Annotated in this window: 22 protein-coding genes; 12 read left to right on the top strand and 10 right to left on the bottom strand. The window is 72.9% G+C overall.

Annotated elements, in window-relative coordinates; translation table 11 throughout:
- Positions 1–22 precede the first annotated feature (22 nt).
- Positions 23–970, bottom strand: a complete 948-nt coding sequence (locus IF88_RS0102225) for an LLM class F420-dependent oxidoreductase (protein ID WP_030706819.1) — start codon at positions 968–970, stop codon at positions 23–25.
- 145 nt (positions 971–1,115) lie between these two features.
- Between IF88_RS0102225 and IF88_RS0102220 the strand changes: the two genes are divergently transcribed.
- A complete protein-coding gene (locus IF88_RS0102220; protein ID WP_030706818.1) occupies positions 1,116–1,778 on the top strand; it encodes a hypothetical protein in 663 nt (220 codons plus the stop codon).
- Here the strand turns inward: IF88_RS0102220 and IF88_RS0102215 are convergent.
- The gene (locus tag IF88_RS0102215; protein WP_030706817.1) at positions 1,750–2,547 is read right to left on the bottom strand and encodes a L,D-transpeptidase family protein; all 798 of its coding nucleotides are present in this window, start codon (positions 2,545–2,547) and stop codon (positions 1,750–1,752) included. The genes IF88_RS0102220 and IF88_RS0102215 overlap by 29 nt on opposite strands.
- Before the next feature lie 26 nt (positions 2,548–2,573).
- A complete protein-coding gene (locus IF88_RS0102210) occupies positions 2,574–3,953 on the bottom strand; it encodes a sensor histidine kinase (protein ID WP_078892655.1) in 1,380 nt (459 codons plus the stop codon).
- 108 nt (positions 3,954–4,061) lie between these two features.
- Between IF88_RS0102210 and IF88_RS0102205 the strand changes: the two genes are divergently transcribed.
- Complete coding sequence (locus IF88_RS0102205; protein WP_030706814.1) at positions 4,062–4,505, top strand: NUDIX hydrolase; 444 nt, start codon at positions 4,062–4,064, stop codon at positions 4,503–4,505.
- A gap of 166 nt (positions 4,506–4,671) precedes the next feature.
- On the opposite strand, the gene IF88_RS0102200 is transcribed toward IF88_RS0102205, so the two are convergent.
- Both IF88_RS0102200 and IF88_RS0102195 read right to left on the bottom strand, forming a co-directional pair.
- Entirely contained in the window at positions 4,672–5,517 is an 846-nt protein-coding gene (locus IF88_RS0102200) for a trypsin-like serine peptidase (RefSeq protein WP_030706813.1), read from the bottom strand.
- 69 nt (positions 5,518–5,586) lie between these two features.
- The gene (locus IF88_RS0102195; RefSeq protein WP_030706812.1) at positions 5,587–6,078 is read right to left on the bottom strand and encodes a GNAT family N-acetyltransferase; all 492 of its coding nucleotides are present in this window, start codon (positions 6,076–6,078) and stop codon (positions 5,587–5,589) included.
- A gap of 116 nt (positions 6,079–6,194) precedes the next feature.
- Between IF88_RS0102195 and IF88_RS0102190 the strand changes: the two genes are divergently transcribed.
- Positions 6,195–7,571: a ricin-type beta-trefoil lectin domain protein gene (locus IF88_RS0102190; RefSeq protein ID WP_234323416.1), complete on the top strand. Its 1,377-nt coding sequence runs from the start codon at positions 6,195–6,197 to the stop codon at positions 7,569–7,571.
- 130 nt (positions 7,572–7,701) lie between these two features.
- A complete protein-coding gene (locus IF88_RS0102185) occupies positions 7,702–8,937 on the top strand; it encodes an MFS transporter (RefSeq protein ID WP_030706809.1) in 1,236 nt (411 codons plus the stop codon).
- A 47-nt stretch (positions 8,938–8,984) separates the two neighbouring features.
- On the opposite strand, the gene IF88_RS0102180 is transcribed toward IF88_RS0102185, so the two are convergent.
- On the bottom strand, positions 8,985–10,211 hold the full coding sequence (locus tag IF88_RS0102180) for an amidohydrolase family protein (RefSeq protein ID WP_030706808.1): 1,227 nt from the start codon (positions 10,209–10,211) through the stop codon (positions 8,985–8,987).
- A 258-nt stretch (positions 10,212–10,469) separates the two neighbouring features.
- Between IF88_RS0102180 and IF88_RS0102175 the strand changes: the two genes are divergently transcribed.
- From IF88_RS0102175 to IF88_RS46385, 4 genes are all read left to right on the top strand, one after another.
- On the top strand, positions 10,470–13,526 hold the full coding sequence (locus IF88_RS0102175) for a BTAD domain-containing putative transcriptional regulator (RefSeq protein ID WP_063754727.1): 3,057 nt from the start codon (positions 10,470–10,472) through the stop codon (positions 13,524–13,526).
- A gap of 172 nt (positions 13,527–13,698) precedes the next feature.
- A complete protein-coding gene (locus IF88_RS0102170; protein ID WP_030706805.1) occupies positions 13,699–13,917 on the top strand; it encodes a hypothetical protein in 219 nt (72 codons plus the stop codon).
- A 178-nt stretch (positions 13,918–14,095) separates the two neighbouring features.
- Positions 14,096–14,824, top strand: coding sequence for a class I SAM-dependent methyltransferase (locus IF88_RS0102165; RefSeq protein ID WP_030706804.1), 729 nt, complete (start codon positions 14,096–14,098; stop codon positions 14,822–14,824).
- 96 nt (positions 14,825–14,920) lie between these two features.
- Complete coding sequence (locus IF88_RS46385; protein WP_030706803.1) at positions 14,921–15,772, top strand: LppU/SCO3897 family protein; 852 nt, start codon at positions 14,921–14,923, stop codon at positions 15,770–15,772.
- Positions 15,773–15,819: 47 nt separating this feature from the next.
- Here the strand turns inward: IF88_RS46385 and IF88_RS0102155 are convergent, their stop codons facing one another.
- Positions 15,820–17,430, bottom strand: a complete 1,611-nt coding sequence (locus IF88_RS0102155) for a FadD3 family acyl-CoA ligase (RefSeq protein WP_030706802.1) — start codon at positions 17,428–17,430, stop codon at positions 15,820–15,822.
- Positions 17,431–17,524: 94 nt separating this feature from the next.
- On the opposite strand from IF88_RS0102155, the gene IF88_RS0102150 reads away from it, so the two are divergent.
- The 3 genes from IF88_RS0102150 to IF88_RS0102140 are packed head-to-tail and all read left to right on the top strand — an operon-like array spanning position 17,525 to position 19,924.
- Positions 17,525–18,676: a lipid-transfer protein gene (locus IF88_RS0102150; RefSeq protein ID WP_030706801.1), complete on the top strand. Its 1,152-nt coding sequence runs from the start codon at positions 17,525–17,527 to the stop codon at positions 18,674–18,676.
- A 7-nt stretch (positions 18,677–18,683) separates the two neighbouring features.
- Complete coding sequence (locus IF88_RS0102145; protein WP_051836307.1) at positions 18,684–19,151, top strand: Zn-ribbon domain-containing OB-fold protein; 468 nt, start codon at positions 18,684–18,686, stop codon at positions 19,149–19,151.
- Positions 19,148–19,924 carry an enoyl-CoA hydratase/isomerase family protein gene (locus tag IF88_RS0102140; protein WP_030706799.1) on the top strand — a complete coding sequence of 259 codons (777 nt, stop codon included), beginning with the start codon at positions 19,148–19,150 and terminating at the stop codon, positions 19,922–19,924. Before IF88_RS0102145 ends, IF88_RS0102140 begins: the two co-directional genes overlap by 4 nt.
- A gap of 33 nt (positions 19,925–19,957) precedes the next feature.
- Here the strand turns inward: IF88_RS0102140 and IF88_RS46380 are convergent, their stop codons facing one another.
- Entirely contained in the window at positions 19,958–20,455 is a 498-nt protein-coding gene (locus tag IF88_RS46380; RefSeq protein WP_030706797.1) for a hypothetical protein, read from the bottom strand.
- Between the two features lie 241 nt (positions 20,456–20,696).
- Here IF88_RS46380 and IF88_RS0102130 point away from each other — a divergent pair, with 241 nt between their 5' ends.
- Positions 20,697–21,191: a hypothetical protein gene (locus IF88_RS0102130; RefSeq protein WP_199808015.1), complete on the top strand. Its 495-nt coding sequence runs from the start codon at positions 20,697–20,699 to the stop codon at positions 21,189–21,191.
- A 16-nt stretch (positions 21,192–21,207) separates the two neighbouring features.
- Here the strand turns inward: IF88_RS0102130 and IF88_RS39940 are convergent, their stop codons facing one another.
- Both IF88_RS39940 and IF88_RS0102120 read right to left on the bottom strand, forming a co-directional pair.
- Positions 21,208–21,663 (bottom strand): hypothetical protein, encoded by a 456-nt coding sequence (locus IF88_RS39940; RefSeq protein ID WP_158754271.1) that lies wholly within the window; start codon positions 21,661–21,663, stop codon positions 21,208–21,210.
- A gap of 115 nt (positions 21,664–21,778) precedes the next feature.
- Positions 21,779–23,632, bottom strand: coding sequence for an alpha/beta hydrolase (locus IF88_RS0102120; RefSeq protein ID WP_030706794.1), 1,854 nt, complete (start codon positions 23,630–23,632; stop codon positions 21,779–21,781).
- Positions 23,633–23,640 lie beyond the last annotated feature (8 nt).

The raw sequence follows: 23,640 nt of genomic DNA, 5'->3' as shown, positions 1-23,640 counted from the left end.
CATGCTCCTGATCGTCTCGACGCTAGTCGTTGAGGAGGGGGCCGACCTCGGCCCCGAAAGCGGTGATCTGGTCGGTCAGTTCGGCGCGGTCGCGGCTGCGGAAGCGGACCTGGATCTGGTCCACGCCGAGCGCCTTGTACTCCCGCAGGGATTCCGCGAGCACCTCCGCCTTGCCGGTGAGGGTCCGGCGGCCGGTGTCCCAGCCGGGCTCGCCCACGTACAGCGCCTCGGTGATCGCCCCGATCTCGCAGGGGCCGGCGACCCCGGCCTCGGCGCGCAGCTCCCCGATGCGGGCGATCTGCGCCGGGAGCCGGTCGCGCGGGTCGCCCTGCGGGAGCCAGCCGTCCCCGCGGACCGCGGCGCGGCGGACGGCGGCGGGCGAGGATCCGCCGACCCAGACGGGGATCCGCTCCTGCGCGGGCCGGGGCAGCTGGCCGAGGTCCTTGAAGGTGAACCGCTCGCCCTCGAACTCCGGGTACTCCTCGGGCCCCAGCGCCGCGCGCAGCGCGTCCAGGGTCTCGTCGAGGACGGCCCCGCGGCGGGCGAAGTCCACGCCGAGGACCTCGAACTCCTCCTGGACGTGCCCCGCGCCGACACCGAGGATCAGCCGGCCGCCCGAGAGGTGGTCCAGGGTGGCGTACTGCTTGGCGCTGATCAGCGGGTGGCGCAGGCCGAGGATCGCCACGTGGCTCAGCAGCCGCACGCGCTCGGTGATCCCGGCGAGGAAGGACAGGGTGGCCACCGGGTCGTACCAGACGGTGCTCATGGGGCCCGCGAGCCGCCGCGGGATGGCCACGTGGTCACAGGTGGCCACGTACCCGAAGCCGGACCGGTCTGCGGCCCGCGCGATCTCGGCGAGATCCGCGGCGGTGGCCGAAGCCTCCCAGGGCTCGGCGTAGAGGGTGCTCTGCGACTGGATCGGGAGCTGCATCCCGTAGACCAGCCGACCTTCCGGAAACACGCGCGCCATGGGGCCCGCCTCGCCTTCGTCCGCCGATTCGTCCTGTCGGTGCCGGGCCATCGTCGTAGCTGACGGCCCGTCAGACAAGGGGTCGGGGCGAACGCGCACCTGGCAGGATCGGACGCAGCGGCTCTAAGGTGCGCGGGTGGATCTGATGCTCACGCTGGTCAGCGGGATCGCCTGGACGATCGTGTACGTGGAGGCGATCCGCGTCGGGCTGCGGGACCGGACGTACGCGATGCCCGTCGCCGCGCTCGCGCTGAACTTCGCCTGGGAGGCGACCTACGCCGTCCACGAGTTCACGGCCGCAGTCTCCGCGCAGGGCGTGGTGAACGTGGTGTGGGCGGCGGCCGACGCGGTGATCGTCTGCACCTACCTGCGGTTCGGCCGGGCCGAGCTGCCGGACTTCGTGACCCGGCCGCTCTTCGCCGCCTGGTCCGTTCTGGTGTTCGGTACCGGCTTCGCCGTGCAGTGGCTGTTCCTCGCGCACTTCGGGACGCACGACGCGACCCGGTACTCGGCCTTCCTGCAGAACCTGCTGATGTCCGGCCTGTTCATCGCCCTGTACGCCGCCCGGCGGGGCCCGCGCGGGCAGTCCCTCACCATCGCCGTCGCCAAGTGGCTGGGGACGCTGGCCCCGACCCTGCTGTTCGGGGTGGTGGAGGACTCCCCGTTCATCCTCGGCCTGGGGATCCTGTGCGGCGTGTTCGACCTCGCCTACATCGGGCTGCTGCTCCGGACCCGGCCCGGCGGCGGGCCGGGGAAGAGGAACCCGGTCCGGCCTCGGGTCAGAAGCCTTCCGGACCCATCACGATGACCGGCTTCGCCGCCGGGTCGAGGGTCTCCAGGACCTTCTTCATGGCCTCCTTCGGGATGCCGACGCAGCCCTGCGAGGGGCCGTCGTGGTCCACGTGGAGCCAGATGTTGCCGCCCTTCTCCTCGCCCTCCGGCATGACCGGGTCCAGCGGGGACTTGCCCGGCCGGCGGTTGAAGTCGATGGCGACGACGTAGTCGAAGGAGCCCGCCAGGGACTCGCCGTTCACCCCGCGGCCCGAGGCGACGAACCCCCGGTTCTTGTCGTACGGGAGCCGGGTGCCCGGCGGCTTCGGGAGCAGGCCGCCCGCGTCGGTGAGCGCGAAGACGCCGATCGGGGAGGTCAGGTCCCCGTACTCGCGATCCACCGACCAGCCCTTGGCGCCGTTGCGCGCCGGCCAGCTCTCGGCCCGCACCCAGTCGACGTCGGCGGCCGGGCGGGTGTAGAGCGCGGCGGTGGACTCCGAGGAGTCGCCGGCCTTGCCGGTGACCAGGATGAGCTGACGGGAGTCGGCCGGGATCCGTTCCCTGGTCTGCTCGCTGATGCCGGTCAGCCCCTGCAGGGGGGACCGCCGGACGTCACGGGCGGCACGGTCCGCCGCCTGCGGGCGGGCGTCCGCACGCGCCTGCGGCGCCGCGTCGGCGGTCTTGTCCGGGTCCTGGGCGACGTACACCCAGCCGACCGCGATGGTCGCGAGGCCGAGGGTGACGGCCAGGGCCACGCGGCGGGGCGTACGGGGCGCTCGGGAGCGTGCTCGGGCGTGCTTGCTCATTGAACCGACCGTACATCAGGCGGTCTTCAGAGGACGTGCGCCTGCGGTGTGCGCGTCCCGCCCGGCACGGGGAACAGGACACGGACCGTCAGACCTCCCTCCGGGTCCGGATTGGCCTCGGCCGTCAGCTCCGCCCCGTGCGCCCGCGCGATCGACGCCACGATCGAGAGGCCCAAACCGGCGCCCTCACCTGCGGTGTGCTGCCGTTCGGCGCGCCGCCGGAAGGGCTCCAGGAGCCCGGGGACGTCCGCCGGATCGATCACCGGACCGGTGTTCGAGACCGTCAGTTCCCCTTCCGCGGAGGTCGTCACGGCGATCCGGCCCCCGGCCTGGTTGTGACGTACCGCATTGATCAGCAGGTTGCGCAGGAGGTGTCCGAGGAGCGCGCGGTCGCCCGTCACGGTCAGCGGCGCGAGCGTCCGTACGACGGTCAGCCCCTGCTGCGGGCAGGCCGCCGGCTCGGCCGCCGCCAGCGCCGCCAGGTCCACCGGCCCGGTCGCCTCCAGCCCCTGTTCCGACACGGCGAGCAGCAGCAGGGACTCGATGAGGTGCTCGCTGGAGTCCGCGACGCCGATGAGCTTCGCCCGGATCCGGGCGACCTTCTCCGGCGACGGGTCCCCGGCCGGCCCGATCTCGGCGGCCGCCCGCTGCACGGCCAGCGGGGTGCGCAGTTCGTGCGCCCCGTTGGCGGCGAACCGCCGCTGGTCGAGGGAGATCCGCTCGTCGAGGTTCTCCCCGGACAGGCGGCGCGCGGTCTCGGTGATCACCCCGACGGGGCGCAGCACCCGTCCGGCCATCCACCAGGCGAGCCAGATCGACAGCACGGCGAAGACGGCCAAGGCGAGGAGGGAGTACATGAGCAGCCGGTGCCGGGTGGCGTCGGTGACGGCGTGCGAGAGGTTCTGGGTGAACGCGTAGCCCTTGAGCTCCTCGTCGGTGGGCGGCTCGCCCGCGGGCCGCCGCCGCGCCGGTTCCCAGCTGCGTCCCACGTCGGCCCGCGGCCCGGGCGAGGCGGTACCGGGCGGGACGGAGGGCGAGGCACCGGGCGTGACACCGGGTGAGGGGAGGGCGTAGGCCGGGCTGACCGTACGGACGGCCCCGCTGACGCTCGCGTAGAGGCCCTGGCCGACCAGGACGTAGACCAGCGCCACCAGTCCGCCGCCCGCGAGGAGCAGCAGCGAACCGTAGAGGGCGGTGAGGCGGCCGCGCTCGGTCCGCGGCCGGGCCGGGGCGAGCCGAGCCGGGCCGGGGCGGGCCGGGGCGGGCCGGGATGGGCCGGGATGGGCCGGGGCGGGCCGGGGCGGGCCGGGATGGGCCGGGGCGGGCCGGGATGGGATGGGCCGAGCCGGGGCGCCCGCCCGGGGCGGGGCAAGCCCGGTCGGGAGCCACGGGTCGGGGGGAGCCATGGGTCGGGGGTCGGCGGCGGTGGGCCGGGGCGGGCGCGGTGGGCCGGGCGGAAGACCGGTGACGACGCGCCCGTCCCCCGGGGCCGATCACCGACGTACCCTGAGGTGATGAGGCGAACTCCACGTCACGCGGCGCGCGTTGTCATCCTGTCCCCGGCCGGATCCGTGTTCCTCTTCCGCGCGAACAACGTTGAGGTCGGCATCCACTGGCTGCCGCCCGGCGGCGGCATCGATCCCGGCGAGAGCCCCGAGGACTGCGTGCGGCGCGAGCTGCGCGAGGAGACCGGGTGGACCGACCTGGAGCCGGAACGGCTGCTGTGCACCTGGGAGCACGACTTCACCTACCAGGGCATACCGGTGCGCCAGCACGAGCACGTCTACCTCGCCCGCGGCCCCCACCGCGAACCGGTCCTGGAGTCCCCCGGCATCCACTGGCAGTGGCTCCCCGCGGACCGCCTGGCCACCCTCGGCGAACCCCTGTGGCCCCCGCGCCTCCCGGACCTCCTGACGAACGCCCCGGCGGAACCGGTCCACCTGGGCCTGCTGAGCTAGGTCGCCCTCGCGGCTCGGTCACCCTCGCGGCTTGGTCGCCCTCGCGGCTCCGCCCCAGCGGGTGGGGACGTAGCGATTCTGCGCGACACAGCCGGAGTTCACGTTCGCCGTCGGCCCCGGCAGCCAGGTCCCGCCCGGGCGGCCAGGACCTGCGGGGTCCGCGCCATCAGCTCTTGGCGGTGGCCTTGGCGTACAACGAGGCGGCGTACTCGCCGAGGATCGTGCTGGTCGACACGTCGTCGGTGTCACCGCCCGTGAGGATGCCGATGATCTTCCCGTCGCGGGCGATCCACGCACTTCCGCTGGTGCCGCCGGGGAAGTCGGCGCAGTCGAAGCGCTGTTGGGTGGCGCTCTCGCGGACGCCGACCGCCGTGCAGGTGCGGGGGATCTTGCGGTCGGCGGGGTAGCCGGTGACGGTGACCTCCTCGCCCGCGCGCCCGCTGGTGTCGAGGACGGCCGCGCCGGTCACGTCCTCGATGGTGCGGCCCTTCGCGTCGGGGGCGAGGCGGGCGAAGGCGAGGTCGTAGTCGTCGTCCGTGCCCTCGGCCCAGCGGTCGTCCTCGAAGACCTCTTCGATCTTCCAGGTGCCGTACGGGGCCATGCCGTTCGCGTACGCAGGTGCGAAGACGGCGGTACCGTCGCCCTGGTCACCCTCCAGCAGACAGTGCCCGGCGGTGATGATCATGTTCCGGCCGGGGCTGTGCACCACGGTGGCCGTACAGAAGTGGTCACTGTCCAGCCCGTTCGTGAACAGGGCTCCGGTGAAGGCCGCGGGGCCACCGGGCGGGGGCGTGACGGCGGGCGGGAGGGTGGCTCCGGGCGGGGTCGAGAGCTGGGGCTTCGACGCTTGCGATCGCGATGTGGCCGTCGGCGATGCCGTCGGGCCGGCCTTCGCCCGCGCGGGCGCGGCCCCCTCGGGCGGCGGCACCAGCTCGGCCACCGCGGCGGAAGCCCCCAGAGCCGCCACCGCACACAGCACCGCCGTCACGACGGTCCGCTTGTCCACCGGCATGATGATCCTTCCGATTTGCCCTGGCGAAGCATGCCTCGGGGGCAGGGCTGGGTGCAAGGGGCGCGCCGGTCAGGCGGATGTGCGCAGGTCGCGCAGAAAGCGCAGGCCGGGGCGGCCGTCGAGCCGGATCTCGCCGGTGGGCACGAAGCCGGTGCGGGCCAGTACGGCCCGGGATCCGGGGTTGTCGAGCGTCGTGACCGCCCGCAGCGTGCTCAGGCCGTACTGGGCGGCCGCGAGATCGCAGGCCTCGCGCACGGCCGCCGTGGCCACGCCCCGCCCGGCGGCGTTCTCGGCGATCCGGTATCCCAGCTCGGCCGAACCCTCGGCCAAGTCGACGAGGTTGACCCGCCCCACGACCGCGCCGCTGCCGTCCACCAGTACGTGGAACCGGCACAGTCCGGCGGCCTGCTCGGCCATCAGCGCGTGGTGCCGCTCGTCGAAGCGGGCGAAGTAGTCATCGCCGCGGTCGGGGACGGACGCGGCGAAGTAGGCCCGGTTCTCCCGCTCGAAGTCGAGCACGGCCGGGGCGTGGTCGAAGCGCAGGAGCTGGAGCCGAGGCATGCCCCGATGCTAACCCCGATCGCCAACTGTGCGGTTTGCACGCCCATTTGCCATGTTGATCTAATCGTCGCTCCGATGACACAAGAGCCTTGAGAGAGGGCGACGAACACTTGCGATTGACAGGCAAGCACCGGATATCCATGGTCGCCGCGGCGGCCGCGGTCGCCATCGTGGGAAGTCTGCAGCTCTCCCCCACCGCGTTCGGCACCGAGGACACCGGCGAGAGCGCACCGCCCGCGGCCGAGGCCCCGGAGTCCCCTGACTCCCACGACTCCGCGAACTCCCCAGACTCCCCGGACTCCACGGACTCCACGGTCTCCCACGCGGAGGACTCCGCCACCCACGGCTCCGACGGCACCGTCTTCGAGGACGGCGTGATGTCGCTCGGCGGCGCGGAGCCGCCGAAGGCCGGCACGCGGTCGGCCGCGGCAGCCGCGGCGCCCGCTCCCACGCCGCCGCAGGGCGACGGCTGGAAGCTGAGCGGCGCCACCAAGTGGCTGCAGACCGGCTACACGATCAAGTTCTACGACCAGAAGTCCGCCGACTGGCTGGCCCCGTACGTCCAGGCCTCCGCCGCGGACCTGCGCCGCGTCACGAACCTGCCGGTCACCGTCGACACCAGGCCGGTCGGCTGGGACTACGTCCGCCCCAAGGGCGAGGTGATCATCGGCGTCCTGCACCGCCCGTGCGTGCCTCCCGCCGGAGAGGGCAGCATGGGCAGCAAGGGCTGGAAGGTGGTCCGTGACGGCTCGGGCACCGCCAACCTCAGCTGCGGCTTCACCAGCTCCTCCGTGCCCGAGACCGTGACCAGCGGCGACGCCTACATCGACGACTCGTTCTTCACCCCGGCCGGCAAGCCGACCGCCGCCATGGGCGAGACGTACATGCGCAACCACATCAGCCACGAGCTCGGGCACACGCTGGGCCTCACCCACGCCAACCGCAGCCTGAACAAGAGCGACTGCGTGAAGGGCACCGACTCGGGCCAGTTCCCCGTCATGTGCTCGCCCGCGTACGCCTACCAGGACAAGCGGGCGGGCACCTACGTCCAGCAGTTCGACGTCCAGGGCCTGCGCCGCCTCGCGGCCGGCGCCGGAGCCGTGCTGTCCCCGCAGGGCCGGGTGACCGGGATCGGCGCCAAGTGCCTGGACGTCAAGGGCGGAAAGGCGGCCAACGGCACGCAGATCCAGCTCTACACCTGCAACGGCTCCGCCGCGCAGTCGTGGATCCTGGGCAAGGACGGCACCTTCCGCGCCTTCGGCAAGTGCCTGGACAACGCGCGCAACGCGAGCACCGACGGCAACAAGATCAGCCTCTACGACTGCAACGGCACGGCGGCCCAGCGCTGGTCCGTGAACGCCAAGGGCCAGATCGTCCACGTGGCGTCCGGCAAGGTCCTCGACGTGACCGGCGGCGCGACCGCCAACGGCACCGTGGTCCAGCTCCACACGGCGAACACGAACAAGCGACAGGTCTGGGTCACCCCGAAGTAGGTACCCGCCCCGCCCCCGGTGCGACGGGCCGCTCCCGTCGCACCGGGGGCGGCCCGTCGTGCGGAAGCGTCACGGGGAATAGGGCGGTTGCCCGATTCCGGGGTCCCCTCCTCAGGCGCACGCTGGGCCGATGACCGGAACGGGACGGGTCCTGCGGGACCGCAATGCGGGGTTCTACCTCGCCGGGGTGGTGGTGTCGGGGTTCGGCACGACCGCGATGTGGCTGGTGGCCGGGATCTGGGTCAAGTCGCTGACCGGGTCGGACGCCCTCGCGGCGCTCACGGTGTTCGCCCTGTGGGCGCCCGTGCTGGCCGGGCCGGCGCTGGGGACGCTCGCCGACCGGCTGCCGCGGCGGCCGGTGCTGGTCGGCGGCGGCCTCGTGATGGCCGCGCTGCTGCCCGTACTTCTCCTGCTCGATTCGGCGGGCCGGGTGTGGCTGCTGTTCGCCGTCCTGCTGGTGTACGGGGTGTGCGGCAGCCTCCACGAGGCGGCGGAGGCGGCCCTGGTGCCGCAGGCCGTCGACGGCCGGCTGCTCGGGGACTTCAACGGGCTGCGGCTGACCGCCAACGAGGGCGTGAAACTGATCGCGCCGCTGGTGGGCGCCGGGCTGTTCGTCCGGTACGGCGGGTCGGCCGTGGCGCTGCTCGACGCGCTGACCTTCGCACTGGCGGCGGGGATCTTCGCCCTGCTGCGGGTCCGCGAGGAGCCGCCGGGCCGCACCGCGCCGGCGCACGGTCTCGCGCAGGTGCTGGAGGGCGGGCGGCAGCTGTGGGGCTCGCCCGCGCTGCGGCCCCTGGTGCTGACCGGGGCCGCGGTGATGTTCCTGGCCGGTCTGAACGGCGCGGTGGTCTACGCGGTCGCCGACGGCGTGCTGGGGCACGCGCCCACCTACGTGGGCGTGCTGTACGCGGTGCAGGGCGCGGGTTCCGTACTGAGCGGGCTCGCGGCGGGCCCGCTCCTGCGGCGGCTGCCGGACCGGGTGTTCACGGCCGGGGGCGTGGCCCTGTTCGCGCTGGGCGTCGGGGCGAGGGCGCTGCCGTACGACGCGGTGGCCCTGGCCGGCAGCGTGGCGATCGGCGCGGGGCTGCCGTGCGTGCTGATCGCCGCGCTGACCGCGGTGCAGCGCGAGGTCCCGGGCGCCGTCCTCGGCCGGGCGGCCGCCACCGCCCACACGCTGATCTTCGTACCGAACGCGCTGGCCCTGGCGTTGGGGGCCGCACTCGTGGGCCTCGTGGACGTACGGGTGCTGCTGCCGGTGCTCACGGTGGCGGGCCTGGCCGTGGCGCTGCTGCTCGCGGCTTCCTCGCGGGGCGCGGCGGCGGGGCCGCGCAGCGCCGGCACGCACCACGTGGCCGGGCAACCGTAGGCGCGGCCCGCCGCCCTGCCCTGCTCCCCGGTCCGCCCGGCCGTGGACTACGCCCCCGGGCCCGGCCACAGCCCGTCGGCCGTGAGTCCCAGCAGGTCGATCGCGTTGCCGCGGACGATGCGGTCCACCACGTCCGGTGCCAGGTGGCCCATCTGGGCCTCGCCGACCTCACGGGACTTCGGCCAGGTCGAGTCGGAGTGGGGGTAGTCCGTCTCGTAGAGGACGTTGCCGACGCCGATCGAGTCGAGGTTCTTCAGGCCGAAGGCGTCGTCGAAGAAGCAGCCGAAGACGTGCTCGGCGAAGAGCTCCGACGGCGGGCGCAGCACCTTGTCCGCGACCCCGCCCCAGCCCCGGTTCTCCTCCCAGACCACGTTCGCCCGTTCGAGGATGTACGGGATCCAGCCGATCTGGCCCTCCGCGTACATGATCTTCAGGTGGGGAAAGCGCTCGAACTTGCCACTCATCAGCCAGTCGACCATCGAGAAGCAGCAGTTGGCGAAGGTGATGGTGGAGCCGACCGCCGGCGGGGCGTCCGCGGACGTGGACGGCATGCGGGAGGAGGAGCCGATGTGCATGGCGATGACCGTGCCGGTCTCGTTGCACGCCTCCAGGAAGGGGTCCCAGTCGTCGGTGTGGATGGACGGGAGGCCCAGGTGCGGGGGTATCTCCGAGAAGGCGACCGCGCGCACGCCGCGCGCCGCGTTGCGGCGGACCTCCGCGGCGGCCAGGCGGGCGTCCCAGAGCGGGATCAGGGTGAGGGGGATGAGGCGGCCGCGGGCGTCGGGGCCGCACCACTCCTCGACCATCCAGTCGTTGTAGGCCCGTACGCCGAGCAGCCCCAGCTCACGGTCCTTGGCCTCGGTGAACGTCTGGCCGCAGAAGCGGGGGAAGGTGGGGAAGCACAGGGCGGACTGGACGTGGTTGACGTCCATGTCGGCGAGGCGGTCGGGAACCGAGAAGGACCCCGGGCGCATCTGCTCGTAGGTGATGACTTCCAGTTTGATCTCGTCGCGGTCGTACCCGACGGCCGTGTCGAGGCGGGTGAGCGGCCGGTGCAGGTCCTCGTACACCCACCAGTCGCCGATCGGACCGTCGTCGCCCTTGGCGCCCATGACGGGGGCGAACTTTCCGCCGAGGAAGGTCATTTCCTTCAAGGGGGCGCGGACGACGCGGGGGCCGGTGTCCTGGTACTTGGACGGGAGCCGGTCCCGCCAGACGTGGGGGGGCTCAACCGTGTGGTCGTCCACCGAGATGATCTTCGGGAAGGTCTCCATGGCTCATACGGTAGCGCTGATCTGACGGATCGTCAGCTAGTTGGTCCGTGATCGGCCATGGACGGGCTGACGTGTACGCGCAAGACAGGGCAGACTGACCCTTACACCGAACGGAAGGCAGGGGGACGACAGATGGACGGCGTACCGGCCATCCCGCACCCGCGGAAGCACCCCGAGGGAGCCCGGCCCACCACCACGTCCAAACACCCGGCCCCGCGCCCGACCCCGCGCCCGACTCCGGACGCCGCCACGGCAGCCATGGCCGCCACCCCGGCCGCCCCTGGCACTCAGGCCACCCCGGCCGCCCCTGGCACTCAGGCCGCCCCGGCCGCCCGGGCCGCCGCCGGCGCTCAGTCCACCCCTGCCGCTCCCGCCCCTCCCGCCGCCGCGGCCACCCCCGTCTCCCCCGTCGAGTCCCGCTTCGCCGTCCTCGGCCCCGTCCGCGCCTGGCGCGGCGCCGAGCTGCTGCCCTCCGGCACCCCCCAGCAGCGCGCCCTGCTCGCCGTCCTCCTGCTGCGCGACGGCCGCACCGCCACCGCACCCGAGCTCATCGACGCCATCTGGGGCGAGGACCCGCCGCAGCAGGCCCTTGCCACCATCCGCACGTACGCCTCCCGCCTGCGCAAGGTCGTCGCCCCCGGGCTGCTCGTCACCGAGTCCGGCGGCTACGCCATCCGGCTGCGCTCCGCCGCCACCCTCGACCTCGGCGTCGCCCGCAGCCTCGCCGCCGACGCCGACGCCGCCCGCGCCGCCGGTGACCGCACCCTCGCCCGTACGCTCCTCGCCCGCGCCCTCGACCTCTGGGAGGGCGAGCCCCTCGCCGGGGTCCCCGGCCCGCACGCCGAGACCGAACGGACCCGGCTCGCCGAATGGCGCCTCCAGCTGCTGGAGACCCGCCTCGACCTCGACCTGGAGGTCGGCCACCACGCCGAGGCCGTCTCCGAGCTCACCGCCCTCACCGCCGCCCACCCGCTCCGGGAACGCCTGCGCGAGCTGCTCATGCTCGCCCTGTACCGCAGCGGCCGGCAGGCCGAGGCCCTCGCCGTCTACGCCGACACCCGACGCCTCCTCGCCGACGAACTCGGCGTCGACCCGCGCCCCGAACTGGCCGCGCTCCAGCAGCGCATCCTGAACGCCGACGCCGATCTCGCCCGCGCGGAGGACCCGGCCCCGGCCGCCGCGACCGTCCACGTGAGGCCCGCCCAATTGCCTGCGACCGTGCCCGACTTCACCGGCCGCTCCAGCTTCGTCGACGAGCTCGGCGCCATCCTGTCCGGCGGCGCCCAGGACCAGGTCATGGCCGTCTCCGCGCTCGCCGGCATCGGCGGCGTCGGCAAGACCACCCTCGCCGTGCACGTCGCCCACGCCGCCCGCCCGCACTTCCCCGACGGCCAGCTCTACGTCGACCTCCAGGGCACCGAGGCCCGCCCCGCGGAACCGGAGGCCGTCCTCGGCTCCTTCCTGCGCGCCCTCGGCACCCCCGACACCGCCATCCCCGACTCCCCCGCCGAGCGGGCCGCGCTCTACCGCTCCACCCTCGACGGCCGCCGCGTCCTGGTCCTGCTCGACAACGCCCGCGACGCCGCCCAGGTCCGCCCGCTGCTGCCCGGCACCGCCGGCTGCGCCGCCCTCGTCACCAGCCGGGTCCGCATGGCGGGCCTCGCCGGCGCCCATCTCGTCGACCTCGACGTGATGAGCCCCGAGGAGGCCCTCCAGCTCTTCACCCGGATCGTCGGCGAGGAGCGGGTGCGCGCCGAGCGCCAGGCCGCCCTCGACGTCGTCGGCGCCTGCGGCTTCCTGCCGCTCGCCATCCGCATCGCCGCCTCCCGGCTCGCCGCCCGGCGCACCTGGACCGTCTCCGTCCTCGCCGCCAAGCTGGGCGACGAGCGCCGCCGCCTCGACGAGCTCCAGGCCGGCGACCTCGCCGTCAAGGCCACCTTCGAGCTCGGCTACGGCCAGCTGGAACCCGCCCAGCAGCGCGCCTTCCGCCTCCTCGGCCTCGCCGACGGCCCCGACATCTCCCTCTCGGCGGCAGCCGCCGTACTCGACCTCCCCGAGTACGACACCGAGGACCTCCTGGAAGCTTTAGTCGACTGCTCCCTGCTCGAATCCGCCGCCCCCGGCCGCTACCGCTTCCACGACCTCGTACGCCTCTACGCGCGTGCCTGCGCCGAACGCGACGAGCAGCCCCCGAGCGGGCGCGAGGCGGCCCTGGACCGGCTGCTGGACTTCTACCTGGCCACCGCCTCCGGGGTGTACGCCCTGGAACGTCCCGGCGACCGGCTCCCCGCCCACCTCTCCGACACCCACTACCGCGGGCTGGTCTTCGCCGAGCCGCGGACCGCCCTGGACTGGCTGTACGCCGAGGCCGGCCCGCTGCTGGCGTGCGTACGGCAGGCCTCCGTACGGGGCGGCGAGACGCTGGTCCTGCGGCGGGCCGTGGACCTGCTGTGGGCGGCGAAGGACCTGGCCGAGTCCGGGGCCAACTCCAAGCAGTACGAATCGGCCGCCGTCGCCCTGCGCGACGCCGCCCAGGCCGCCAAGGACCCCTACGCCGAGGGTCGCGCCCGCACCACGCTCACCAACGTCCACCTGGTCGCGGGCCGCTTCGCCGAGGCCGACGACGAGGCCCGCCAGGCCACCGTGCTCGCCCGCGAGGCCGGCGACCCGCTGCCCAGCTGCTGGGCGCCCAACGACCGCGGGATCATCGCCCTCTACCAGGGCCGGCACGCGGACGGCGAGCGGTACCTGCTGGAGGCCATCGACGGTTTCCGCGCCGACGCCAACAACGTCGGCGAGGCCAGCGCCCTGTGCAACCTCTCCCGCATCCACGTGGAACTGGGCCGCCTCTCCAGCGCCATAGACCTCGCCCAGCAGGGCATCGCCATCTACGACCGGATGGGCCTGACCCTGCGCCTGGCCAACGGCCGCTACGCGCTGGGCATCGCGCTCACCCAGGCGGGCCGGCTTGGCGAGGCCCTCGCCCAGCTCACCGAGGCGCTGTCCCTCTTCCACGAGAACCGGCAGCCGCTGTGGGAGGGCGTGACCCACTTCCGGCTCGCCGTGGCCCACTTGGCGGCGCGCCGGCCCACCCTGGCCGCCTCGCACGCCGAGCAGGCGATCGCCCTGCGCGGCATCGGCGGGGAGTGGCGCCGGGCCACCGTGCTGACGGTGCTGGGCAAGGCGCTGCGGCGGCTGGGCCAGACGGACCGGGCACGGGCGTGCTGGCGCGACGCGGAGGCCGTCTTCCGGCAGCTGGGGTCCGCGGAACTGGCCGAGGTGCAGGCCCTGCTAGCCTCGGAGATCGCGGCCTGACCTGCGACGACTCCCGTTGAACGAGGCGTTCATCGTTCGTTTATCGCCGGTCGGCACGATAGGTGCATCGACCCGGCGCGTCGGGGGGCACCCGGGTCGGTTGGAGGACTACCCGCTCGGCGGTCATCGGGGGAATCGCCGAGCGGGCCCCACCCATCCACCAGGAGAACCGATGACGACGAACGAGAACATCCTGCCGACCGACGCCGACGGCAAGTCGCTCGACAACCACGCCCCGGGCGTCGACGTCGAGACCCTGGACAACCACGCTTCGGGCATCGAGATCAAGCCGCTCGAACCGACGCCCGCTCCTGCTCCGGTTCCCGCTCCGCCGACTCCGGCCGAGGAGATCCAGACGCTGGACAACCACGCGTCCGGTCCGCGCCCCTAGCAGGCGCCCGGCACCACGCAGGACACGGGACGCACCACGCAAGAACGCAAGACGTACGGGGGATTCAACGGGGGAACGGCGGTCGCGGTGGCTCGGAGGGGGAGCCATCGCGACCGCCGCACGCGTGCGTCCGCCTCCGGTCCGCCCTGGGCTCCGGGCCGCGGCATAGGCTGGGTGCGTGTTCTCCTCCCACGGACCGAGCGTCCGCGAACTCGCCGTGCAGGGCCTCTCCTCGATCGAGCGCGGCTACGACCTGCTGGCGCCGAAGTTCGACCACACGCCCTTCCGCACCCCTGACCGGATGCTCGACGCCGTGGAGGAGACCCTCGCCCAGCGGGAGGGGTCCTTCGGCGCCGGGCTCGACGTCTGCTGCGGCACCGGCGCCGCGATCGGCATGCTGCGGAGGCTGTGCCGGGACCGCGTGACCGGGGTGGACCTCAGCGCCGGCATGCTGGCCGAGGCCCAGCGCGCCCACCCGGACGAGCGCGTGGACTTCGTACGGGCCGACGCGCGGGCCCTGCCGCCCGCGCTCGGGGACGCGTACGACTTGGCGGTCAGCTTCGGCGCCTTCGGCCACTTCCTCCCGTCGGAGCGGCCCGCCCTCTTCGCCGGGGTGCACCGCGCCCTGCGCCCCGGCGGGGTCTTCGCCTTCCCCATCGGCGCCCCGATCCCGGCGAGCTCCGCGGTGTGGTGGGTGGCGGCGGGCTTCGACGCGGCGATGCGGGTGCGCAACGCGGTGTGGCGGCCGTCCTTCGTCATGTACTACCGGACCTTCCCGCTCAGCGGGGTCCGCCGGGACCTGGAGGCCGCGGGCTTCACCGTGGAGACCGTGCCGCTGGAGCACTTCGGGCGGCAGAGCGGAGGCGCTCCGCGCTGGCGGCTGGTGCTGGCCCGCCGCCCCACCTAGCGGAATCACTGCGTCACCACCGGTGCAGGGGACACAATCGACGAGGGTTCGTCAGGCAGCGCGCTACCGCACCACCCTCACCCCTTGGAGCAGCCGGTGTCGTCGCAGGAAATGCCCATAACGATCACCCCTCAGCAGGCCGCCCACGGGGTCATCCTCCCCGTTCAGCTGGCGAACGGGCCGGCCCGGCTGCGCATCCCGGCCTGCCGGAACGGCGACCTCGTCCGGGCCCGTGTCGGGGAGCAGGAGTTACTGCTGCGCATCCGCGTGTCCGGGGGCGGTGCGGGGGCAGGAGCCGGGGCCGGGGCCGGGGCCGGGGTCGGGGCGGCGTTCGCGACCGGCAGGCTGGGCGCGACCGCAGGCGGGGGCGGGGGCGCGGGCAGCACGCCGCAGCCCGCCCCGTCCTCCATGGCGAACGGCCGCGGGTGCCTCGCGGCGTTCCTGGTCGCCGCCGTGATCGTCGTCGTCTTCATCGCGGTGAACAGCGGGGACGACGACAACGGCAAGAACTCCGCCTCCCCCACCCCGACCCATTCGTCCAGCGCGTGGGCCACTCCCTCGTACACCCCCTCGTACACCCCCTCGTACACGCCGCGGACCCCCGACCCCACCACCGCCGCCCCGGACCCCGCGCCCACCGCGTACAGCGCGGCACCCGCTCCGGTACCCACCCCGGAGCCGAGCCCGTTCGACCGGGGCACCTGCCTCAACGGACAGTTGCCGGACTCGACGACCCCGACGACCGTCACCGGCGTGGACGAGGTCTCCTGCTCGGCGTCCGACGCGCACTACAAGGTGATCGAGAGCATCCCCGGCACCTCGGACATGGACCGCTGCAACTCCAACCCCAAGACGCAGTACGCGTTCTCCTACCGCTACACGCGGGGCGGGACCGTCCTCAACCAGTACGTGTACTGCCTGATCGGCCTCGGCTCGTACGCCCGCTGAGCACCGCCCGCCGAGCACCGCCCGCCGAGCACCGGCCGGGACGGCGCTCAGCGGGCCCGCAGCTCGCGCTTGAGCACCTTGCCGCTCGCGTTGCGCGGCAGCTCGCAGACGAACTCCACCGCGCGCGGCACCTTGTAGTTGGCCATCTCCCGCCGGGACCAGGCGATCAGGTCGTCGGCGGTGAGCGTGGAGCCGGGGCGGCGGACCGCGTACGCCTTGCCGACCTCGCCCAGCCGCGGATCGGGGATCCCGACGACCGCGATGTCTGCGATGTCCGGGTGCAGACCGAGGAGTTGCTCGATCTCGGCGGGGTAGGCGTTGAAGCCGCCGACGATGAACATGTCCTTGATCCGGTCGGTGATGCGCAGGTTGCCGTGCGCGTCCTTGAACCCGACGTCGCCGGTGTGCAGCCAGCCGTCCCGGGTGATCGCCTTGGCGGTCTCGTCGGGGTCCTCGAAGTAGCCCTGCATGACGTGGTAGCCGCGGACAACGATCTCCCCGGCCTCGCCGGCCGGCCGCGGCGTGCCGTCCGCGCCGACGATCATCACCTCGGTGTCCGGGATGGCCCGTCCGGAGGTCTCGGAGATGATCTCCGCGGGGTCGCCCCGCCGGCACATGGTGACGATGCCGCTGGCCTCGGAGAGCCCGTACGCGGTGAGGACGGTGGCGATGCGCAGCTCGCCGCGCAGCCGCTCGACGAGCCGCAGCGGGACCACGGCGGCGCCGGTGACGACCAGGCGCAGCGCGGAGAGGTCGTGGTGGTCGCGCTGGGGGTGGTCGAGGAGGGACTGGTGGAGGGTGGGCGGCCCGGGGAGTACGGAGATCCGCTCGGCGGCGACGTTGGCGAGGACGGTGTCCACGTTGAACACGGGCTGCGGGACCATCGTGGCCCCGCGCATCAGGCAGGCGATGATCCCGGCCTTGTAGCCGAAGGTGTGGAAGAAGGGGTTCACGATCAGGTAGCGGTCGCCCTCGCGCAGGCCGGCGAGCTCGCACCAGACGTCGTAGCAGCGCAGGGACTGGGCGTGGGTGATGACGGCGCCCTTGGGGCTGCCGGTGGTGCCGGAGGTGAAGATGATGTCGGAGGGGGCTTCGGAGGGGATGGACGCGGCGCGTTCGCGGACGGCTCCGGCCGGTACGCGGTCCCCGCCCGCCAGGAAGTCCTTCCAGGTGCGGAAGGACTCGGGGGCGTCCTCGGCGAGGACGACGACCTGTTCCAGGTGCGGCAGTCCGCGCAGCGGCCCGGAGCCGGGGCCCTCGCCCGCGGCCCGGCGCAGGGAGGCGACGTAGGAGGTGCCGAGGAAGGTGCCGGTGACGAAGAGCAGCCGGGCCCGGCTGCGCTGGAGGACGTACGCCGCTTCCGTGCCCTTGAACCGGGTGTTGAGGGGGACGAGCACCGCGCCCGCCGAGACGGCCCCGAGCGCGGAGACGATCCACTCCAGGGTGTTGGGCGCCCAGACCGCGACCCGGTCGCCGGGCTCGACCCCGGCGGCCATGCAGGCGGCCGCGGCGCGCTCGACGCGCTCGCCGAGCTGCGCGTAACTGATGCGGACGCGGCCGTCGACGACCGCCTCCTGGTCGGCGTACCGTACCGCTGCCGCCCGGACGAGCCCCGCGATGCTGCCCCAGCGCAGGTCTGCGCGTGCGTCGTCGCCCATGCGTGTCATCCTCCCGCGAACCCAGTAGCTGACTATCCGTCAGATTAGCTGTAGCCTTCGCGGCTGTCAGTACTGGCGCACCCCGGAGGTGGCGATGGCGGCAACGCTCAAGGACGCTACGGCGATAGTGGGCATCGGGCAGACCGCCTTTGCCAAACGACTGCCGCAGTCCGAAAAGGAACTGGCCTGCAGGGCGATCCTGGCCGCCCTCGCCGACGCCGGCATCGAGCCCTCCGAGGTCGACGCCTTCTCCTCCTACACCATGGAGGAGACCGACGAGGTCGAGGTCGCCAAGGCCATCGGCGCCGGCGACCTCACCTTCTTCTCCAAGATCGGCTACGGCGGCGGCGGTTCCTGCGCCACCGTCGGCCACCTCGCCTCCGCCGTCGCCACCGGCCAGGCCACCGTCGGCGTCGCCTGGCGCTCCCGCAAACGCGGCTCCGGCCCGCGCCCGTGGAAGAACACCGCCGTCCAGCTGCCCACCCCCGGCCAGTGGACCCGTCCCTTCGGGCTCCTGCGCCCCGCCGACGAGATCGGCATGCTGGCCCGCCGCTACATGCACGAGTACGGCGCCACCCGCGACCACCTCTTCAACGTGGCCATGGCCTGCCGCAACCGCGCCAACGCCAACCCCGCCGCGATGATGTACGAACGCCCGCTGACCCGCGAGATGTACATGACCTCCCGCATGATCAGCGACCCGCTCTGCCTCTTCGACAACTGCCTGGAGACCGACGGGGCGCTGGCCTGCGTGATCGTCTCCGCCGAGCGCGCCCGGGACTGCCGCCAGAAGCCCGTCTACGTGCACTCCGTCGCCCAGGGCCTGCCCTCCCAGCACCACGGCATGGTCAACTACTGGAACGACGACCCGCTCTCCGGTCCCGCCTGGACCGCCGCCCGCCACCTGTGGAAGCAGGCCGACTTCGGGCCGCAGGACGTGGACGTCGCCCAGATCTACGACGCCTTCACCCCGCTGATCCCGCTCTCGCTGGAGGGCTACGGCTTCTGCGGGCGCGGCGAGGGCGCCGCCTTCACGGAGGGCGGGGCCCTGGAGACGGGCGGCCGGCTCCCCATCAACACCGGGGGCGGCGGCCTGTCCGAGGCGTACGTGCACGGCTTCAACCTGATCAACGAGGGCGTCAAGCAGCTGCGCGGCATCTCCACCGCCCAGGTGCCGGACGCCGCGACCTGCCTGGTGACGGCGGGCGAGGGTGTCCCGACGTCCGCGATCCTGCTGAGGAGCTGACCGACCGATGACCACCGCCTCCGAAGCCGCCGCCGAGGCCGCGGCCGAGCTGCTCCTGCCCGTCCCCGACGAGGACGGCGCCCCCTTCTGGGAGTACGCCGCCCGGGGCGAGCTCCGCGTCCAGGCCTGCGCCGCCTGCGGCCGGCTGCGCTTCCCGCCCCGCCCCTGCTGCCCGCACTGCGGATCCTTTGACAGCGAGTGGCGCCGGATGAGCGGCCGCGGCCGGATCTGGTCGTACGTCCGGCCGCATCCGCCGCTGCTGCCCGCCTACGCCGCGCAGGCCCCGTACAACGTGGTCCTCGTGGAGCTCGCCGACGCCCCGCACATCCGGCTCGCCGGGAACCTGGTGACCTCGGCCGACGCCCCGCTGGACTCGATGGACCCGGCCCGGCTGCGCATCGGCGCACGGGTCCAGGTGGCCTTCACCGAGATCGGCGGGATGGCCGTGCCGCGCTGGCTGCTGGAGAAGTCGTGACCGTACGGGTGGAGCGGGACAAGGCGACCGGGGTCGCGGTCGTCACCCTGGACCGGGAGCGCAAGCACAATGCGATCGACCTGGAGACGGCGGACGAACTGAGCGCGGTCTGGCGTGAGTTCCGGTTCGCCGAGGAGGTGCGGGCGGTGGTGCTCACGGGCGCCGGGACGGCCGCCTTCTGCACCGGCATCGACCGCGGCGTGGAGGTGCCGCAGCCCGGCTCCCCGTACTCGGCCGACGATCCGCTGATCGCGATTGGCCCCAAGGCCGGCGACCTGTGGAAGCCGGTCGTCGCCGCCGTCAACGGCATGGCCTGCGGCGGAGCCTTCTACCTGCTGGGCGAGGCGGAGTTCCTGATCGCCTCCGATACGGCGACCTTCTTCGACCCGCACACGACGTACGGCATGGTCAGCGCCTACGAGGCCGTCTACATGGCGCAGCGCATGCCCTTCGGCGAGGCCGCCCGGATGTCCCTCATGGGCACGGCCGAGCGGCTCTCGGCGCGCCGGGCCCACGAGATCGGGCTCGTCTCGGAGCTGACCGCCCCGGACGGGCTGCTGCCGGCGGCCCTGCGGGCGGCGGAGACCCTGGCCGGCTTCCCGACCGAGGCCGTGCAGGGCACCGTACGGGCCCTGTGGTCGGCGAAGCAGGCCGCGCTCCAGCAGGCCCTGGCCCAGGCCCCGGCCCTGATCGCGCTGGGGAACCTGGCACCGGAGCGGCAGGCGGAGCTGTTCACGGGGCGGCGCGGGGGGCCGGAGCCGCGGGTGCGGTGAGGCCGGGCGGGACGGCGTCCGGCCGCGTGGGGCCTACGCCCGGTCGACCGTACCCACCAGGCAGTTCTTCACGTCCGCGGCCTTGCCCGGGACCGTCATCGGGACCACGACGGTCCGGCTCTCGCGCGCCTTGAGCGTGACCTTCACGGAGCCGGCGTCGAGGGTCGCACCGTTCGCACCGCTGAAGGTCACCGGCACCCGCACGGTGCGCTCGGCGTCCACGGTGGAGGTGACCTGGACGGTGGCCCCCTTGGCGTCCGCGCCGACGCAGCTGACGAGCACGGCCCGCGCGGGCGCCGACGTCGCGCTCGCCGAGGGTGTCGGGCTGCTGCTGCTCCCGTTGCCGTGGCTCTTCTTCTTCTTGCTCTTGGAGCTGGAGCAGCCGCCCCCGCTGCTGCTGCTCTTGCTCTTGCTCTTGCTCTTGCCGCTGCTCCCGCTGCTGCTGCTTCCGCCGTGCGACGAGAACCCGGTCAGCGCGAACACGACGGCCACCAGCACCGCGGTGAACCTGATGCGACGCCCAGCCACCATGGCCCGAACCCCTCCCCTGGACAACGGCGGGCCACGCTATCAGTGCACCGCCGCGCCGGTAACCGGCCAGGACGGACCGACCCCGCCGGACCGCCCCAACGCACCCCTCGCACCCTTCGGCCCCGGGGGGCCTCTGCGGCTTCGGGCCGCTGGGCCGGACTCCGTCCGACCGCCCCCACATGCGCACCGCAGGCGCCGGGCGTAGCCTCGGGATCGAGACCCCTAGCTCGAAGGGCCGGGCATGATCCGCAACGTACTCGGCTCGCTGATGGGTCTGATCGGAGCGGCGGCCGCCGTCTGGAGTCCCTTCCGTGCCTGGTACGACGGCCGTCACGGACGCGACTACCGCGTCTATGAGCTCTTCACCGCCGCCGGCATCACCGCGCACAAGTCCGCCCTGCTGACCTCGCTCCTGCTGCCCTTCCTCGTCGCCGCCCTGCTCGCGCTGATCGCGATCGTGCTGCGCTCGCGGCTGCTCATGGCCGTGGCCGGGGTCGTCGTCCTCGCCTTCAGCGTGCTGTGGACGATCCGCCAGGGCCAGGCCGCCGAGGGCCTCGCCGTGGGCGTCGACGGCATGGGCCTCGGCGACGGGGTCGCCAACGCCTTCGGCGCGGGCGCCCTGCTCGTGCTGGCGGCGGCCGTCATGCGCGGCCGCCCCACCCGCCGCGTCCGCCCGCTGCCGCCGCACACCACCACGACGCCCCCGGAGGCCTACCCCCCGGCGGAGCGCCCCTGACGCGGCCGGGTCAGGGTCAGTACTGGCCGTCGAGGTCGGAGGCCGAGGCCGCGCGGAAGCAGGCGGAGACGACCTTGAACAGGAGCATCGACTGCCCGGTCTCCGTCTTCCTGCGGCCCGTCACGTGCACGTCGAACTGCTCGGCTTTGTTCTCGGCGTAGATCTCCGGGTCCTGGGCCTGGCTGTTGGCCTTGCCGTCCTTGGTGATCTTCCAGCCGTTCTCGCCGAGGGCCTTGCGCAGGTTCTGCATGCCCTCCTCGACCTGCGCGTCGGAAATCTCGTACACCGACCAGGGGTGCTCCGTGGCGAACAGGTCGTCGCCGTACTCGCTGCAGCGCGACACACTCGGGCCGGGCTCGGTCACCTTGCCCTTGACGCCGGTCATCTCCAGCAGGCGGCTGGAGACCTGCTTCGTCTTCGTGCGCGCCGGACCGGGATCCATCCTGACGGGCTCGTAATTCAGTTCTTTCACGTTCGAACACCCCATAGACAGCATGGAAAGCGATCCGGCAAGGACGACAGCGAGAGCCTTGATCCGCAGAGATCCGGAAACCCGGCGGCCGGCGACCCGGTCCCGGGTCTTCGTGTCAGCCACGGGTGACCCTGTCGTAATGACCGGCGACGACATTCGCCTGATTCTCAAGACTCTTCGAGTCCTTCCTCCAGTAGTCCCCGTGATCATTGGCGTCGTTTTCCATGATATGGGCCCCGAAATCCTCGTCGGATGGCACGTTCGACCCCCACGCGTAACCGAAGGGCAGGAGCTCCTCGTACCAGTGGGCACCGCCGCCGAGCCCGGCCGCCTTGCCGCCGGCCGGCACCTGGTCCTTGGTGAAGCCGGCCGCCTCCGACCACACGTGGTCCGCGCCGACGTCCAGGTCCTTGGCGTGGCCGACCAGCATGCCGGGGCTGCCCACGGCGATGATGTCGTCGGTGCGCAGGTCACCGGCGTTCGATGACGCACCCACGACCGTGCTGCCGTAGCTGTGGCCGATGAGTGTGGTGTGGCTCTTCTCGTCGCCGCCCTGGACCTGCTCCAGACCGGCCATGAAGTGGTTCAGGTCGGGCGCCGCCGTGTGGGCGTACTTCTCCTTCATGGCCTCGGGGACGATGCTCTGCGGGGCGTCGTAGCCGATCCAGGTGATGGTGGACACGTTCTCGCCGGGGAGCTGGGCGTGGGTCTCCTTCCACAGCTTGGACATGTGGCCGATGTAGGTCTCGGACTTCGTGATGTCGGTGTACGTACCGGGGACGAACACCGCGGTGTGGGCCGCCGTGTCCGGGTTGCCGTTGGCGACGATGGCCCGGCCGCCGCCCTTGGTGTCGAAGCCCAGCAGGTACGCCTCGGGCAGGCCGTCCGTGCCCGTGGCGTCGAACCGGGCCTGGATGGCGTTCATGCCCTTGAGGTTCTTGTCCAGGAAAGCCTTGTCCTTGGCGTACTTCTCGTCCCACTCCGACCAGGCGGGGTTGAGTACGACCGCGGGGTAGTCCCTGCCCGAGGGCACGTACTTCTGCGGCTGCGGGGGGATCCCGTCCAGCCTGATCTGGAACTGGGCTTTGGTCTCCGCCAGTACGGTGCGGTTGGCCTCGTCGCGGACCACCGAGGGCAGCCCGTCCATCGCGCCCACCTCCGCCCCGTTCAGGGACAGGTACGCGGACTGCTCGTCCGGGCTCAGGCCCTTCCACCAGTCGGCGTTCGCCTTCGGGTCGTCGCCCTTGGGCGGGGGCTTGATGTGGTCCAGGTAGTCCTTCGCGCCGCTGCGGACCTCGGAGGTGTCGCTCTCCACGTCCGCCCAGTCCTTGTCGGAGACGACCAGGTCGTCGTCCGCCTTGAGCTTGCGCAGTTTGGGCGCCCACAGGGCGTCGGCCTCGGTCGCCTCGGCGACGGCCTGCGCGATGCGGTTGGCGATCTCCACCGCCTTGCCGAAGTTCGGATTGGGGTGGATGTTCGCCGCCTGCCGCTCCAGGGCGCTGGACAGGTCGTTGGCGTCCTTCGTGGGGTCGATCACGTTCCCCGAGGGCTTGCCCTTGGCGCTGCCGGTGACGGTGCCGCCCTCGGGCAGCTTCCCGTCCTTCTCCGTACCGCCGGGCGGGTAGGTCACCGAGCCGTCGGCCCCCACCCTGAACTTCTGGTGCTCCGCGTCCTCAACGGCGTCCGCGAGCTTCTTCTTCGCCTCGGTCATCGCGGCCGCGAACGCCTTCAGCGAGGTCGCCGCCAGGCCGCATTCGACCTGCGTGTAGTGGAAGTTCTTCGCCAGTTCCCGGAGCGATCCCAGCGCCGCCTCCAGGGCGACGCCGTCGAGACCGGCCCGCAGTCGCGCCGATATCTGGCCCTCGGTGTCACCGTACGCGTGGTCCGCCATATCGCTGACGGCCTTGAACCCGTCGGCCGCCTCGGTGAACTCGGACGGTTTCAGGGCCACGAGTGCTGCGTAGTCCATGGTTCAGA

The sequence above is a fragment of the Streptomyces sp. NRRL F-2580 genome (assembly GCF_000720115.1).
Taxonomy (GTDB): Bacteria; Actinomycetota; Actinomycetes; order Streptomycetales; family Streptomycetaceae; genus Streptomyces.
This window is presented reverse-complemented; position numbering and strand designations above follow the sequence as displayed.